Below are 15327 nucleotides of genomic sequence, written 5' to 3'. Positions count from 1 at the left end.
CCTCCTCGAACGTTTGGGTCACCTGTATGAACGCCGCTCCCACCTGTCTGCGCGCCGACGAACTGGAAGAGCCGCTGGGCCTCGGCGACCGCCGCCCCCGGCTGTCCTGGTGGCTGCCGCCCGGCGCGCGCGAACAGTTCGCGTACCGCGTCGGCACGAGCACGGGCTGGGACTCCGGCCGTGTCGACTGCGCCGAGAGCACGCACGTGCCGTACGGCGGGCCGCCGCCCGGCTCCGGCGAGCGGATCACCTGGCGGGTCAAGGTCTGGACCGACCTCGGCGAGAGCGCGTGGTCGCGGGAGACCTGGTTCGAGACCGGCCTGCTGGATCCCGCCGACTGGCAGGCCCGGTGGATCGAGCCGGTCGCATCCGTCGTGCCCGTCGTACCGGGCGAGCCCGACCGGCCCGGCGAGCCCGACCGGCCGGTCTCCGCTGAACCCGACCGGTCCGGCGAGCCCGGCGCACGCGGCGGTCCCGGGGCGGCCACCGCATCCACCGCAGCCGGACTGCCTCCCGCCGGGCAGCGGCCCGCCTCGCTGCTGCGCGCGGTGTTCACCGCGGGTTCCCCGGTCCGCCGGGCCCGCCTCTACGCGACCGCCCAGGGTCTCTACGAGGTCTTCCTCAACGGGGAGCGGGTGGGGGACGCCGAGCTGACGCCGGGCTTCACCCAGTACGACGTACGCCTCCAGGTGCAGGCGTACGACGTGACGGCGCTGCTGCGGGAGGGCGAGAACGCCCTGGGCGCGGTGCTGTCCGACGGCTGGTTCCGCGGGCAGGTCGGGGTCGCCCGGGCCCACGACCAGTGGGGCGAACGGGTCTCCTTCCTGGCGCAGCTGCACCTCGAGCACGCCGACGGCACCACGTCCGTCGTGACCACCGACCGCCACTGGCGCTGGGCTCCCGGGCCGATCGTGGCCGCCGACCTGATCGCGGGCCAGTTCACCGATCTGCGCCGCACCCCCGTCGGCTGGGACCGGCCGGGGTACGACGACTCGGCATGGACGCCGGTGGAGGTCGCCGACCACGGACACGCCGGACTGGTCGCCTCGCCCGCCCCGCCCGTGCGGCGTGTCGAGGAACTCGCCCCGGTCGCCGTGACCCGCCCGCGCCCCGACCGGCAGGTCTTCGACCTCGGCCAGAACATCAACGGCTGGGTGCGGCTGACCGACCTCGGTCCGGCGGGCACCCGCCTCGTCCTCACGCACGGCGAGTCCCTGGGCCCCGACGGCGACGTGACGACGGACCACCTTCGCGTGGACATGCCGTTCCTGCCCGAGCCGCTTCCGGCCGGCCAGGTCGACCGGGTCGTCTCGGCCGGCCGGCCCGGTGAGGCCTTCGAACCGCGGCACACCACGCACGGCTTCCGCTACGTCCGTGTCGAGGGCCATCCCGGCGAGCTGACCGCCGATGACCTGCGCGGCGTGGTCGTCCACTCCGACCTGCGGCGCACCGGCTGGTTCGACTGCGACGACGAACGGGTCGTCCGGCTGCACGAGGCCGCCCGGTGGAGTCTGCGCGGCAACGTCTGCGACATCCCCACGGACTGCCCCACCCGCGAACGCGCGGGCTGGACCGGGGACTGGCAGCTGTTCGTGCCGACCGCCGCCTTCCTCTACGACGTGTCGGGCTTCTCGGCGAAGTGGCTGCGCGACGTCGCCGCCGACCAGTGGCCGGACGGCACCGTCGCCAACATCTCGCCGGCCTGCCGCACCGAGGGGCCCAAGGGGCCGGTGGCGCATCTCAACGGCTCCGCCGGCTGGGGCGACGCGGTGGTCATCGTCCCCTGGCAGCTGTACCTGGCCTACGGCGACCCCGGGATCCTGGAGGAGCTGTGGCCGGCCATGACCGCCTGGCTGGGCCGGGTCGAACGGGCGGCCCGCGAGGAACGGCACCCCGACCGGATCCGGCGCTCCTGTCGCCCGGCGCCGCATGAACGGTATCTGTGGGACACCGGGTTCCACTGGGGCGAGTGGCTCGTGCCCGGTGAGCACATCGACGACCTGGCGGGGTACGCGGCCCTGGACAAGGCGGACGTCGCCACCGCGTACTACGCCCACTCCACCCGGCTGGCGGCGCGCATCGCCCGCGTCCTCGGCCGCGAGAAGGACGCCGACCGCTACCGGGAACTGAGCGAGCGGGTGCGCGCGGCCTGGCGGACGGAGTTCATCGCGGCCGACGGCTCGCTGCGCCCGGACACCCAGGCCCACCACGTGCGGGCGCTCGCCTTCGACCTGGTCCCGGAAGGCCTGCGGGCGCGGACCGCGGAACGGCTGGTGGAACTCGTCCGCGCCGCGGGCACGCATCTCGGCACCGGCTTCCTCGCCACCCCCGACCTGCTGCCCGTGCTCGCCGACTCCGGACACCTGGACGTCGCCTACGAGCTGCTGCTCCAGGACACCGCCCCGTCCTGGCTCTACATGATCGACCGGGGTGCGACGACCGTCTGGGAGCACTGGGACGGCGTCGGCGCGGACGGCGCCCCGCACGACTCCCTCAACCATTACTCGAAGGGCGCGGTCGTCTCCTTCCTGCACCGCTGCACGGCCGGGATCAGGCCCGACGAGGACACTCCGGGCTACCGCCGCTTCACCGTGGCGCCCCGCCCCGGCGGGGGTCTGACCCGGGCCGCGGCCGAGCACCACTCGCCGTACGGGCCGATCCGCTCGTCCTGGCACGTCGAGGACGGCCGCTTCCACCTCTCCGTCACCGTGCCGCCCGGCACCACCGCGCAGGTCCTCCTGCCCGACGGCGCCCGGCACCACGCCGGGTCCGGCACCCACACCTACGGCTGCGCGGCACCGGACGCCGCCCTGACTCCCGCGGGAGCGACCTCATGACCGACCCCACCGAATCGGCTCGGCACGCCTTCGCGGAAGGGACGACACCGCCCGGCTCCGGCCACGACCGGGAGCCGGACGCGCTGACCCGGCAGGTCCTGTCCACCGTCCGGGGCGACGACGAGCGGCTGCGGGAGCTGATCGGCGGCCTCGTGACCCATCTGCACGCCTTCGTACGGGAGACGCGGCCCTCCGAGGACGAGTGGCTGCGCGCGGTGGACTTCCTGGTCCGCACGGGCCGGGCCTGCACCGAGCGCCGCAACGAGTTCATCCTGCTCTCCGACATGCTGGGCCTCACCTCGGCCGTGGACGACGTCAACCACACGGGCCCGCCGACCATGACGCCCAGCTCGGTCGAGGGCCCCTTCCACTCGCCGGCGCCGCCCCGCCCGATGGGCGCCTGGATCGCCGAGGGCCCCGAACTGCGGCGCGGTGAGCGGGCCGTGGTGCACGGCCGGATCACGGACTGCGACGGCAGGCCGCTGGCCGGTGCCGTGCTGGACGTCTGGCAGGCGAACGACACGGGTCTGTACGACAGCCAGGACGACGAGCAGCCCGACGGCAACCTGCGCGCGCTGTTCACCACGGGCCCCGACGGCGCCTACTGGTTCCGGACGGTCAAGCCCGCCAGCTACCCGGTGCCGACCGACGGCCCGGTGGGCGAACTGCTGCGGGCGCTCGGCCGTCACCCGATGCGTCCCGCTCATGTCCACCTGCGGGTGGAGGCCGCCGGTCACCGGTCGCTCACCACCCATGTGTTCGCCGCCGGCGACCCCTACCTCGGCTCCGACGCGGCGTTCGCCGTCAAGGACGCGCTCGTCGCGCCCTTCGCACCGGGCGACGAGGACACGGCGCGCCGGTTCGGCATGGACGGACCGTTCCTCCAGGCCGAGTTCGACATCCGTCTGGCCGCGGCACCCGCGGCGGAAACAGGAGGCACACGCGCATGAAGCTCGTCGGCATGGTGGATCCGGGCCGGGGGTCCGGCCGCAGGCAGGTCATGATCGGCGTCGCCGTGGACGGCAGGGTCACCCCGCTCACGGACGTGGACGACTTCTACACGGACCTCCCCCACTGGCTGGAGCGGGCCCGCGCGGTCCGGCACGGCACGGTGCCGCTCGCGGAGGTGTCCCTGGCCCCGCCGGTGCCGGCGTCCGCGCGGGTGCTGTGCGTGGGTCTCAACTACCGTGCGCACGCGGCCGAGGGCGGCTTCCGGGCGCCGGAGCACCCCACCGTGTTCGGCCGCTGGACGGCCTCCCTGTCGGTGAGCGGCGTGCCGGTCCCGGTGCCCGCGAACGAGCCGGGCCTGGACTGGGAGGGCGAGGTCGCGGCCGTCGTCGGCGCCCGGCTGTGCGACGCCGACGAGCGGGAGGCGGAGGCCGCCGTCCTCGGGTACGCCGTCTTCAACGACCTGACCGCCCGTACCGCGCAGAAGCTCACCGCCCAGTGGACGCTGGGCAAGAACGCCGATCTCAGCGGCCCGATCGGGACGGTCGTCACCGCCGACGAGGCGGGCAGCCTCGCGGACGGGCTGCGCCTGGTCACCCGCGTCAACGGGGAGGTCGTGCAGGACGGGAACACCCGCGACATGATCTTCGGCGTGCCCGAGCTGCTGTCGCGGATCAGCGCCACCCTGACCCTGCATCCGGGCGACGTCATCGCCACCGGCACCCCGGAGGGCGTCGGCTACGTCCGGACGCCGCCCCGTCTGCTGCGCTCCGGTGACGTCGTCGAGGTGGAGGTCGACCGGCTCGGCACGCTGCGCACGCCCGTCGCCGACGCGTCCGCGAGGTCGGGCGCGTGACCGGGACGGCCGTCCAGGTGCTGATCGTCGGCGGGGGGCCGTCCGGCCTCGCCGCGGCGGTCGAGCTCGGCCGCCGCGGTGTCCGCGTGGTGCTCGTCGAACCGCGCACCACCGTCGACGACGACCGGCCGCGCGCCAAGACCACCAGCATCCGCACCATGGAGCACTTCCGCCGCTGGGGTCTGGCCGACCGCTTGCGCGCGGCCGCCCCGCTGCCGGTGGCCTGGTCCCAGGAGGTCATCTTCTGCACCGCGCTCCTCGGCACCGAACTCACCCGTTTCCGCAACGTGTTCGGCCTGTACGACGGCCGCGACGAGCGCTGGGCCGAGCCGGGCCAGCAGGTCCCGCAGCCGGTCGTCGAGCGGCTCCTGCGCGCGGCGGCGGCCGAACTGCCCACGGTCACCCGCATGTTCGGCCACCGGGTCACCGCCATCGAGCAGGACGAGCAGGCCGTGCGCGCCACGGTCACCGCCGCCGACGGCTCCGTCCGCGTGCTGACGGCCGACTATCTGCTGGGCTGTGACGGCAGCGGCGGAGTCAGCCGGCAGGCCATCGGCGCCGAGTACGCCGGGACGTCCGGTGAACGGCCGAACCTCAGCGTCGTGTTCCGGGCGCCGGGCCTGGGCGAGGCCGTCGGCCTGGACCGGGCGGTGCAGTACTGGGTGGTGAGCCCCGGGGCGTCCGGTCTCATGGGCCGTCTCGACCTGGACGACCGGTGGTGGGCCATCGTCCAGCGGACCGGTCCCGACGACCCGCCGGATCCCGACGCGCTGGTACGCGCCCTCGTCGGCGCCGGACACGCCGGGCCCCTGGAGGTGCTGGCCACCGACCCCTGGACCGCCCGCATGCTGCTGGCCGACCGGTACCGCGGCGGCCGTGTCTTCCTGGTGGGCGACGCCGCCCATCTGAACCCTCCGTGGGGCGGTCACGGTTTCAACACGTGTGTCGGCGACGCGGTGGACATCGGCTGGAAACTCGCCGCGGTCCTCCAGGGCTGGGGTGGCGCGGAGCTGCTGGACAGCTACCAGACCGAGCGGCGCCCGGTGGCCCGGCAGATCATCGCCAGTGGCGCCGCCCAGGACCGGCTTCTCGCCCCGTCCTTCGCCGACCCCGCGCTCCTCGGGGACAGCCCCGAAGCCGGTCGCCGCCGTGCCCGCACCGCGGCCGCCCTCCAGGCCAAGGCCGGCGAGTTCCACAGCGAGGGCCTGGTCCTCGGCCAGCACTACGCCTCGTCCCCAGTCGTCGTCGACGACGACTGCGCGATCCCGCCCCTCCTGCCGCGCAGCTATCACAACCTGTCCTTCCCGGGCGCCCGGCTGCCGCACAGCTGGCTCCCCGACGGCCGTTCCCTGTACGACGTGCTCGGCGACGGCCTGACGCTGCTCCTCCTCGCCGGTGACCGGGAGCCCGACCGCGCCGCCTTCGCGAGGGAGGCCGCGGCGCGGGGCGTCCCCCTCACCACCGTGGACCTGACCGGTGTGGTCCCGCGTGGACGCTACGGCGCCCCGATGCTGCTGATCCGTCCCGACCAGCACATCGCGTGGCGTGGCGCGGACGCCACCCGGGCCGGGGAGGTGCTCGACGTCGTCCGCGGCGCGGCGCCGGCCCGCCGACCGCACCCGAGGCGCCACGCCGAGTCCCCCCGGCCGTAGGCGGAGTCGGCGGGTGCCCGGAGCGGCCGACGAGAAGGGCGGCCACGACGCGGACACCGGTGCGCTGCGGGCCGGCGCGCACCTCACGAGGCCCGCCCCCGGGCGCCGTTCACCACCCCACAGCGGACGCCGACCTCGACGGTCGGCTTCCCGCGCGGGAGTCGACGCCTGCCCGGCCTTCCGGTCACCCGAACGCGCCCGCCCTGCCGAAGGAGAGGGGCAGGAAGCGTTCGGCCATACGGGCGTAGCCGGCCGCGTTCGGGTGCAGGCCGTCGGGCAGGTCGGCCACGTCGTCGGGCCCGAACAGCGTGGTTCCGTCGACGAGCCGGAGCCGGTCGTCGCCGTCCTTGCGGCGCTGTTCGACATGCTCGCTCAGCACCTCGCGGATGCGGGTGAGCGTGAGCGCGCCGAAGGCGAGTTCGGCGGGGCGGTCGACGGTGCGGACTTTTCCGTCGGGGCCCAACAGCGTGGGGCCGGGCCGCTGTTCGGCGGCCGGGCAGACGATGGGGCTGACGACCAGGACCGGCGTGCGCGGATGCCCGTCGCGGATCGTGTCGAGGAAGCCGTGGAAGGCCGGGACGAAGGCGCGTTCCCGCATGCTGTCGGCGTTGTGGACGTTGATGCCCAGCTCGAGGCTGATCGCGCTCGCGGGCAGGTCACGGATGGCGCGGGCCATGAAGGGGTCGAGCTGGCACTGCCCGCCGAGGCCCAGGTTGACCAGGGACCGCCCGGCCGAGCGGGCCACGGCGGCCGGCCAGGTGGAGGTCGGGCGGTCCGCGTCCGAGCACTGGCTGATGGAACTGCCGTAGTGCACCCACAGCGGGCCGTTCGCCGGAGCCGGTCGCACCGACGCCCCGTCCGTCACGCGCACGTCGATCAGCGTGAGGGCCGGGGTGACGGGCAGCCAGATCTCGACGCGGCGTTCACCGGCCCGCGGACCGAGGCGGAAGCGCACGGTCGCGGGCTCGGCCGGTCCGGACTCCAGGGAACCGGTGGCGGGGTCGAAGTAGACCCGGCCGTATTCCCTCGCCACCACCGGCTCGCGCAGTTCGCCGTCGACCACCAGGTCGAAGACGCTGCCGGCGGACGGCATGCCCAGGGGCAGGACGACGGTCAGCAGGGCGTCGAGCTCGACGTCGGTGGCGTCCGTGAGCATCTCCAGCCGCACTCCGGACGGCACGGCGCTGTTGAAGTCGAACGCCCGGTCGGCCAGCCGCGCACGTCCCGAGTCCGGGGAACGGTGCAGGGTGACCCCGGTCGGGTCGGTGGTCTTCCCGAGCGCGCCGACGACACAGTCGAGCGCGCGGTCGAGTACGGAATGCATGCGAGGACCTCTCGACGTCACAGGTCAGGTCAGGTCAGTCGTAGTCCTCTGTCCGGCATTCGTCGCGTGATTCATCGCGTGATTCGTCGCGGGTTTCCACGAACGGGTCCCCGGGGGCGCAAGCACGGGCCCGGTGCCGCGGCGTGTCCCTCCGGGGGCCGGGCCGGCTCACCTGCGGAAGGGACCGGTAGGGCACCGAGGCCGTGGCCGTCGTGGCTCCCTGGTGGGTCCCGTCCCCGGGTGTCAGAGTCGGGGCCATGGCCATCGACATCGCCGCCCTCCGGGCGCATTTCCCGTCCCTCGCACAGGGTCTCGCCTTCTTCGACGGGCCGGGTGGGACACAGACCCCCACCCCGGTCGCCGAGGCCGTCACCAGGACGTTGACCGGTCCGCTGTCCAACCGGGGGCTGGTCAGCGCCTCCGAACGCAACGCCGAAGAAGCCGTCACCGGCTTCCGGGCCGCCTACGCCGATCTGCTGGGCGTGCCGGAGAGCGGCGTCGTGCACGGGCGCAGCGCCACGCAGCTCACCTACGACTTCTCCCGGACCCTGGCCAAGGACTGGCGGCCCGGCGACGAGATCGTCCTCAGCCGGCTCGATCACGACGCCAATGTGCGCCCCTGGATCCAGGCGGCCGAGCGCGCCGGGGCCGTCGTCCGCTGGATCGAGATCGACGGCGCGAGCACGGAACTCGACCTCGGCTCCTACGAGCGGGCTCTGTCGTCCCGCACCCGGCTGGTCGCGGTGACGGCGGCCTCGAACGTGCTGGGCACCAGGCCGCCGGTGCGCCGGATCGCCGACCTGGCCCACGAGGCCGGCGCCCTGGTGTTCGTGGACGGGGTGCACTACGCCGCGCATCACCTGGTGGACGTGCCCGCGCTGGGGGCCGACCTGTTCGTCTGCTCGCCGTACAAGTTCCTCGGTCCGCACTGCGCGGTGCTCGCCGGACCGGCCGACGTCCTGGAGGCGCTCGTCCCGGACAAGCTGCTGCCGTCGCCGGACACCGTGCCGGAGCGCTTCGAGTTCGGGACGCTGCCCTACGAGATCCTGGCGGGCGCCACCGCGGCCGTGGACTTCCTGGCCGCGCTCGACCCGACCGGGCAGGGGCGACCGGGGGCGCCCGGGGACGCGCCGGGGACGGCGGTGCCGCGCCGGGAGCGGCTGGCGCGGTCGCTGCGGTCCCTGCACGACCACGAGAACGCGGTGCGCGCCCGGGTGGAGGAAGGGCTGCGCGCGCTGGGGGACGCCGTCACCGTCCACTCGCGGGCCAGGGACCGCACCCCGACGGTTCTGATGAGTTTCGAGGGCCGGGACGCACGCGCGGCTCAGGCGCATCTCGCCGCCCGGGGTGTCGTGGCCCCGGCGGGCTCGTTCTACGCCTACGAGGCCTTCACCGCGCTGAAGCTCGACGATCCCGCGCTACGGGTGGGACTCGCGCCCTACAACGACACCGAGGACGTCGACCGGCTCCTCGACGGGCTGGCCTCGTTCCTCTGACGCGGGTCATGACCTGCGCCGCGACCTGCGCCGCGACATGTGCCGTGATCTGCGCCGCGACATCTGCCGTTTCCCAGACTTGCACTGTTCGTTTTCTTGAATGATTCGTGTTTATAAAGTAGCCTGGACGTCATGACAGCACCCCGTACACCGACCACCGCCGACGAGCTGCGCGGTGCCGGCCTGCGGGTGACGGCCGCCCGTGTGGCGCTGCTCGAGACCGTCCGCAAGGGCGACCACCTCGGCGTCGAGGCCCTCGCCTCCGGAGTGCGCGACCGCGTGGGCCACATCTCCCTCCAGGCGGTGTACGACGCCCTGCACGCGCTGACCACCGCGGGACTGGTGCGCCGGCTCGAGCCGCCGGGCAGCCCCGCCCGGTTCGAGGGACGCGTGGGGGACAACCACCATCACCTCGTCTGCCGGTCCTGCGGCGCGGTGGCCGACGTCGACTGCGCCGTCGGCCACGCCCCCTGTCTGACAGCCTCCGACGACCGCGGCTTCGCCATAGACGAGGCCGAGGTCATCTACTGGGGCCTGTGCCCCGACTGTTCCACCGCCCGCAGCACCTGAGCGCCCGCAGGACCCGAGACCTGCGGTACGCGAGCATGTGATCCGACCAGCCAGAAGGATTCCCCCATGACCGAGAACCATGATGCGATCGTGACCGAGCCGAAGGCGGCGGAGGCAGGCGGCTGCCCGGTCGCGCACGGTCGTGCCGCGCACCCGACCCAGGGCGGCGGCAACCGTCAGTGGTGGCCGGAGCGCCTCAACCTGAAGATCCTCGCCAAGGACCCCGTCGTGGCGAACCCGCTGGGTGCGGAGTTCGACTACGCCGCGGCGTTCGAGGCCCTCGACCTGGCGGCCGTGAAACAGGACATCGCCGAAGTGCTGACCACTTCGCAGGACTGGTGGCCCGCCGACTTCGGCAACTACGGCCCGCTGATGGTACGTATGGCCTGGCACAGCGCCGGCACCTACCGCATCAGCGACGGCCGCGGCGGCGGTGGCCGCGGGCAGCAGCGCTTCGCGCCCCTGAACAGCTGGCCGGACAACGCCAACCTCGACAAGGCCCGCCGTCTGCTGTGGCCGGTCAAGAAGAAGTACGGCCAGTCCATCTCCTGGGCCGACCTCCTGATCCTCACGGGCAACGTCGCGCTGGAGACGATGGGCTTCGAGACCTTCGGCTTCGCCGGCGGCCGCGCGGACGTCTGGGAGGCCGACGAGGACGTGTACTGGGGCCCGGAGACCACCTGGCTCGACGACCAGCGCTACACCGGCGACCGCGAGCTGGAGAGCCCGCTCGGCGCCGTCCAGATGGGCCTCATCTACGTCAACCCCGAGGGCCCCAACGGCAACCCGGACCCGCTGGCCTCGGCCCGCGACATCCGCGAGACGTTCCGCCGCATGGCGATGAACGACGAGGAGACCGTCGCCCTGATCGCCGGTGGTCACACCTTCGGCAAGACCCACGGCGCCGGTCCGGCGGACAACGTCGGCGACGACCCCGAGGCCGCCGCCCTCGCGCAGCAGGGCCTGGGCTGGAAGTCCACCTTCGGCACCGGCAAGGGCGGCGACGCCATCACCAGTGGTCTGGAGGTCACCTGGACCACCAAGCCCACCCAGTGGAGCAACGACTTCTTCGACATCCTCTTCGGCTTCGAGTGGGAACTGTCGGAGTCCCCGGCCGGCGCCAAGCAGTGGGTGGCCAAGGACGCCGAGGCGATCATCCCCGACGCGCACGACGCGTCGAAGAAGAAGCTTCCGACGATGCTCACCACCGACCTGGCGCTGCGCTTCGACCCGATCTACGGCGAGATCTCGCGCCGCTTCCACGAGAACCCGGCCGAGTTCGCGGACGCCTTCGCCCGCGCCTGGTACAAGCTGACCCACCGTGACCTGGGCCCGAAGTCCCTGTACCTCGGCCCGGAGGTCCCGGCGGAGACCCTGCTGTGGCAGGACCCGCTGCCGGAGGCCGAGGGCGAGGTCATCGGCGCCGAGGACATCGCGGCGCTCAAGGCCAAGGTCCTCGACTCGGGGCTGAGCGTCTCGCAGCTGGTGTCCACCGCGTGGGCGTCGGCCTCCACCCACCGCGGCAGCGACAAGCGCGGCGGCGCCAACGGCGCCCGCATCCGCCTCGAGCCGCAGCGCGGCTGGGAGGTCAACAACCCGGACGAGCTGGCCCAGGTGCTGCGCGTCCTGGAGGGCATCCAGCAGGAGTTCAACTCCGGCGCGAAGAAGGTCTCGCTGGCCGACCTGATCATCCTCGGTGGCGCCGCCGCCGTGGAGAAGGCCGCGGCCGACGCCGGCCACGCCGTGGAGGTCCCCTTCACGCCGGGCCGGGTCGACGCCACGCAGGAGCAGACGGACGTCGAGTCGTTCGCCGCCCTCGAGCCGACCGCCGACGGTTTCCGCAACTACCTCGGCAAGGGCAACCGCCTGCCGGCCGAGTTCCTGCTGCTCGACAAGGCGAACCTGCTGACGCTGAGCGCCCCCGAGCTGACCGTCCTGGTCGGTGGCCTGCGCGTGCTGGGCGCCAACCACGGCCAGTCCTCGCACGGCGTCTTCACCGACACGCCGGGCAAGCTGACCAACGACTTCTTCGTCAACCTGCTCGACCTGGGCACGACGTGGTCGTCGACCTCCGCGGACCAGGCCACCTTCGAGGGCCGCGACGCCGCCACGGGCGAGGTCAAGTGGACCGGCACCCGCGCCGACCTGGTCTTCGGCTCGAACTCCGAGCTGCGCGCGCTCGCCGAGGTCTACGCGAGCGACGACGCGAAGGCGAAGTTCGTGAACGACTTCGTCGCCGCGTGGGTCAAGGTCTCGAACCTCGACCGGTTCGACCTGATCTGACGTCCCGGCCTCCCCGGAGGCCGCGAGGCAGCAGACCGGCCGGAAAGAGCGGCCGGAAGCAGCTAGAAACAGTCAGAAACAGCTAGACCGCCAGGGCGTCCGGCCCGGTCCACAGTGACCGGCCCGGGCGCCCTGGCGCGTTCCGCCGACGACCGGCCGCGCGGTGCCACCTGTGGTCCGACGGGTTCCCGAGGCCCGTGGGACTGTCGAAACCATTGACGAGGGCATGCGCGCACCTTATCTTCTGGCCGAAGTTACGAACTATGTTCGATACCTCGGACAGGCTTTTACGGACAAGGGACGGTCCTGTATGCCTCGGAAGTACCGCCGCAGCCCCCTGCTCGTCTGCGTGCTGGCCCTGCTCGTCGCCCTGGTGGCGGCGACCCAGCCGGCGGCCGCGGCCGACGGCCGCCCGTACACCAACCCGCTGAAGTCGGCCAAGGGCGCGGACCCCTGGCTGGAGTTCTACGACGGCAACTACTACCTGATCACCACCACGTTCACGGGCGTCCTCGGCATGCGCAAGGCGCCGACCCTGGCGGGTCTGGCCACCGCGCCCACCGTCCAGGTGTGGTCGGACACCACCTCGACCCGCAACACCAACATCTGGGCGCCGGAGATCCACCGGTTCAACGGCCACTGGTACCTGTACTACTCGGCCGGCCAGGGCGGCGTCGCCTGCTGCGACTCCCAGCGCACCCACGTCCTGGAGAGCGCCGGCACCGACCCGCTGGGCCCCTACACCTACAAGGGCTCCCTGACCGGCTCCAACCTCACACCGGGCGGCTGGCTGATCGACGCGAGCGTGCTTCAGGCGAACGGAAACCTGTACCTCGTCGGAAGCGGTTTCGTGAACGGCAGCGCGCAGAGCCTGGTGATCGCGCCGATGAGCAACCCGTACACGCTCTCCAGCAACACCTTCACGGTGATCTCCAGCCCCACACTGGACTGGGAGAAGTCGGGAGCACCCGTCAACGAGGGCCCGGAACCGCTGTATCACAACGGCCGCACCTTCCTCGCCTACTCCGCCAGTTACTGCCAGACGGCCGACTACAAGCTCGGCCAGCTGGAGTTGACGGGCACCGATCCGCTGAACCCGGCGTCCTGGACCAAGAAACAGACGCCCGTCTTCCAGCGCAGCGACACCAACGGCGTCTACGGCCCGGGCCACAACGGTTTCTTCACCTCGCCCGACGGAACCGAGAACTGGATCGTCTACCACGCCAACTCCTCCGCGAGCGGCGGCTGCGGCAACGGCCGGACGACCCGCGCCCAGAAGTTCACCTGGAACGCCGACGGCACGCCGAACTTCGGCACCCCGGTCGCATCGGGCACGACACTCCCCGGCCCGTCCGGCGAGACGGCCGCGACGCCGACGTCGTACACCCTCGTCAACCGCAACAGCGGCAAGTGCCTCGACGTCGAAGGCGGTTCCACGGCCGACGGCGCCGACATCCTCCAGTGGACCTGCACCGGCGGGACCAACCAGAAGTGGCGGATCGAGGACCAGGGCGACGACACCAGCCGGCTGGTGAACGTGGCCACCGGCCACGTGATGGACACCGCCGACTGCTCCACCGCCGACGGCGCCGACCTGCGCCAGTGGTCGTGGCTGAACAACAAGTGCCAGCGCTTCCGCCTGGTCTTCACCGCGAGCGGCGACTACGTCCGGCTCGTCGGCGAGAACAGCGGCAAGGTCGCCGACGTCGCCGACTGCGGGACCGCGAACGGCACGGACGTACGGCAGTGGACCTGGCTGAACAACACCTGCCAGCAGTGGCGCCTCGTGCCCACCACCTGAACCCGGACGCCTTCTCCCCTGTCCCCTCCCTCCTTCGCTTCCCCCCTCCCCTCTTCCCTCCCCCCTCCGTCTGGAGAACTCCCTTGAGACGCAACGCCGTTCGGCTGATCCTGGCCGGCCTCGTCGCCCTCGCGGCCGTCGTCGCCGGCGTGGGCGCCCCCGCCCAGGCCGCCGTGCCCGACTCCCCCGCGGTGACGTACACCAACCCGATCGCGGCGCAGCGCGCCGACCCGCACATCTACAAGCACACCGACGGCTACTACTACTTCACCGCCACCGTCCCCGAGTACGACCGCATCGTGCTGCGCCGGGCGACGACCATCCAGGGCCTGTCGACGGCCCAGGAGGTCACCATCTGGACCAAGCACAGCAGCGGGGTCATGGGCGCCCACATCTGGGCTCCGGAGATCCACTTCATCGACGGCAAGTGGTACGTGTACTTCGCGGCCGGGTCCACCAGTGACATCTGGGCGATCAGGATGTACGTCCTCGAGGGCACCGGCGCCAATCCGCTCACCGCGGCCTGGACCGAGAAGGGCCAGATCAAGACCACGTGGGAGAGCTTCTCGCTCGACTCCACCACCTTCGTCGTGAACGGCGTCCGCTACCTCGCCTGGGCGCAGCGCAACCCGTCCGAGAACAACAACACCAGCCTGTTCATCGCCAGGATGGCCAATCCCTGGACGATCTCGGGGACCGCGGCGGAGATCTCGCAGCCGACGCTCTCCTGGGAGACCATCGGGTACAAGGTCAACGAGGGTCCCGCGCTGATCCAGCACGGCGGCAAGGTCTTCATGACCTACTCGGCGAGCGCGACCGACGCCAACTACTGCCTGGGCATGCTGACCGCCTCCGCGACGGCCGACCTGACCGACCCCGCGTCCTGGACCAAGGGGCCGCAGCCCGTCTTCACCTCGAACGCCTCGACCTCGCAGTACGGGCCGGGCCACAACTCGTTCACAGTCTCCGAGGACGGCAAGTCGGACATCCTCGTCTACCACGACCGCAGCTACAAGGACATCACCGGTGACCCGCTGAACGACCCCAACCGCCGTACCCGCGTGCAGAAGGTGTACTGGAAGGCGGACGGCACCCCCGACTTCGGCATCCCGGTGGCCGACGGCGTCACCCCGAAGCGTTTCTCCTCCTACAACTACGCGGACCGGTTCGTCCGGCACTGGGAGTACCGCGCCCGCATCGAGGCCGGCGTGAGCCCGCTCGCCGACTCGCAGTTCCGGGTGGTCACCGGTCTCGCGGGCACCGGCACGGTCTCCCTGGAGTCGGCGAACTTCCCGGGCTACTACCTGCGCCACAAGAACTTCGAGGTGTGGCTGGAGAAGAGCGACGGCACGTCGGCGTTCGCGTCCGACGCGAGTTTCTACCAGCGGGCCGGCCTGGCCGACTCCGCGGGAGTCTCGTACGAGTCGTACAACTACGCCGGACGCTACGTCCGCCACTACAACTACGTGCTGTACGTGCAGACGCCGAGCACGGCCACGGACAAGGGAGACGCGACCTTCTACGCCCAGTGAGGCCCCGTCCGGCCTGAGGAGGGCATGA

Annotated in this window: 10 protein-coding genes; 9 read left to right on the top strand and 1 reads right to left on the bottom strand. The window is 72.3% G+C overall.

Annotation, left to right across the window (positions count from 1 at the left end):
- Positions 1-26 precede the first annotated feature (26 nt).
- The 4 genes from QF030_RS32055 to QF030_RS32040 are packed head-to-tail and all read left to right on the top strand — an operon-like array spanning position 27 to position 6293.
- Positions 27-2837: a glycoside hydrolase family 78 protein gene (locus QF030_RS32055; protein ID WP_307166058.1), complete on the top strand. Its 2811-nt coding sequence runs from the start codon at positions 27-29 to the stop codon at positions 2835-2837.
- Positions 2834-3787 (top strand): dioxygenase family protein, encoded by a 954-nt coding sequence (locus QF030_RS32050; protein WP_307166057.1) that lies wholly within the window; start codon positions 2834-2836, stop codon positions 3785-3787. The genes QF030_RS32055 and QF030_RS32050 overlap by 4 nt, the downstream gene beginning before the upstream one ends.
- Positions 3784-4641, top strand: coding sequence for a fumarylacetoacetate hydrolase family protein (locus QF030_RS32045; RefSeq protein ID WP_307166056.1), 858 nt, complete (start codon positions 3784-3786; stop codon positions 4639-4641). Before QF030_RS32050 ends, QF030_RS32045 begins: the two co-directional genes overlap by 4 nt.
- Entirely contained in the window at positions 4638-6293 is a 1656-nt protein-coding gene (locus QF030_RS32040; RefSeq protein WP_307166055.1) for an FAD-dependent monooxygenase, read from the top strand. Before QF030_RS32045 ends, QF030_RS32040 begins: the two co-directional genes overlap by 4 nt.
- Before the next feature lie 184 nt (positions 6294-6477).
- Here the strand turns inward: QF030_RS32040 and QF030_RS32035 are convergent, their stop codons facing one another.
- Positions 6478-7617 (bottom strand): SGNH/GDSL hydrolase family protein, encoded by a 1140-nt coding sequence (locus tag QF030_RS32035; RefSeq protein ID WP_307166054.1) that lies wholly within the window; start codon positions 7615-7617, stop codon positions 6478-6480.
- Positions 7618-7874: 257 nt separating this feature from the next.
- On the opposite strand from QF030_RS32035, the gene QF030_RS32030 reads away from it, so the two are divergent.
- The 5 genes from QF030_RS32030 to QF030_RS32010 all read left to right on the top strand — a co-directional run bounded on the left by QF030_RS32030 (position 7875) and on the right by QF030_RS32010 (position 15299).
- On the top strand, positions 7875-9113 hold the full coding sequence (locus tag QF030_RS32030; RefSeq protein WP_307166053.1) for a cysteine desulfurase-like protein: 1239 nt from the start codon (positions 7875-7877) through the stop codon (positions 9111-9113).
- Between the two features lie 132 nt (positions 9114-9245).
- Positions 9246-9683, top strand: coding sequence for a Fur family transcriptional regulator (locus QF030_RS32025; protein WP_307166052.1), 438 nt, complete (start codon positions 9246-9248; stop codon positions 9681-9683).
- A 66-nt stretch (positions 9684-9749) separates the two neighbouring features.
- Positions 9750-11966 (top strand): catalase/peroxidase HPI, encoded by a 2217-nt coding sequence (gene katG, locus QF030_RS32020; protein WP_307166051.1) that lies wholly within the window; start codon positions 9750-9752, stop codon positions 11964-11966.
- 310 nt (positions 11967-12276) lie between these two features.
- Positions 12277-13767: a family 43 glycosylhydrolase gene (locus QF030_RS32015; protein WP_307166050.1), complete on the top strand. Its 1491-nt coding sequence runs from the start codon at positions 12277-12279 to the stop codon at positions 13765-13767.
- Between the two features lie 83 nt (positions 13768-13850).
- A complete protein-coding gene (locus QF030_RS32010) occupies positions 13851-15299 on the top strand; it encodes a family 43 glycosylhydrolase (RefSeq protein WP_307166049.1) in 1449 nt (482 codons plus the stop codon).
- Positions 15300-15327: the final 28 nt, after the last annotated feature.

Origin of the sequence: Streptomyces rishiriensis, assembly GCF_030815485.1 — a bacterium.
Lineage (GTDB): Bacteria > Actinomycetota > Actinomycetes > Streptomycetales > Streptomycetaceae > Streptomyces > Streptomyces rishiriensis_A.
Note: the sequence above shows the minus strand (reverse complement) of the source record. Positions and strands in the feature narration are given on the sequence as shown.

What these genes read in the sequence shown, in the direction of transcription:
- QF030_RS32035 (WP_307166054.1), bottom strand. Translation starts at nt 7,617, where the DNA reads ATGCATTCCGTACTCGACCGCGCGCTCGACTGTGTCGTCGGCGCGCTC.
- QF030_RS32030 (WP_307166053.1), top strand. Translation starts at nt 7,875, where the DNA reads ATGGCCATCGACATCGCCGCCCTCCGGGCGCATTTCCCGTCCCTCGCA.
- QF030_RS32015 (WP_307166050.1), top strand. Translation starts at nt 12,277, where the DNA reads ATGCCTCGGAAGTACCGCCGCAGCCCCCTGCTCGTCTGCGTGCTGGCC.
- QF030_RS32050 (WP_307166057.1), top strand. Translation starts at nt 2,834, where the DNA reads ATGACCGACCCCACCGAATCGGCTCGGCACGCCTTCGCGGAAGGGACG.
- katG (WP_307166051.1), top strand. Translation starts at nt 9,750, where the DNA reads ATGACCGAGAACCATGATGCGATCGTGACCGAGCCGAAGGCGGCGGAG.
- QF030_RS32025 (WP_307166052.1), top strand. Translation starts at nt 9,246, where the DNA reads ATGACAGCACCCCGTACACCGACCACCGCCGACGAGCTGCGCGGTGCC.
- QF030_RS32045 (WP_307166056.1), top strand. Translation starts at nt 3,784, where the DNA reads ATGAAGCTCGTCGGCATGGTGGATCCGGGCCGGGGGTCCGGCCGCAGG.
- QF030_RS32055 (WP_307166058.1), top strand. Translation starts at nt 27, where the DNA reads ATGAACGCCGCTCCCACCTGTCTGCGCGCCGACGAACTGGAAGAGCCG.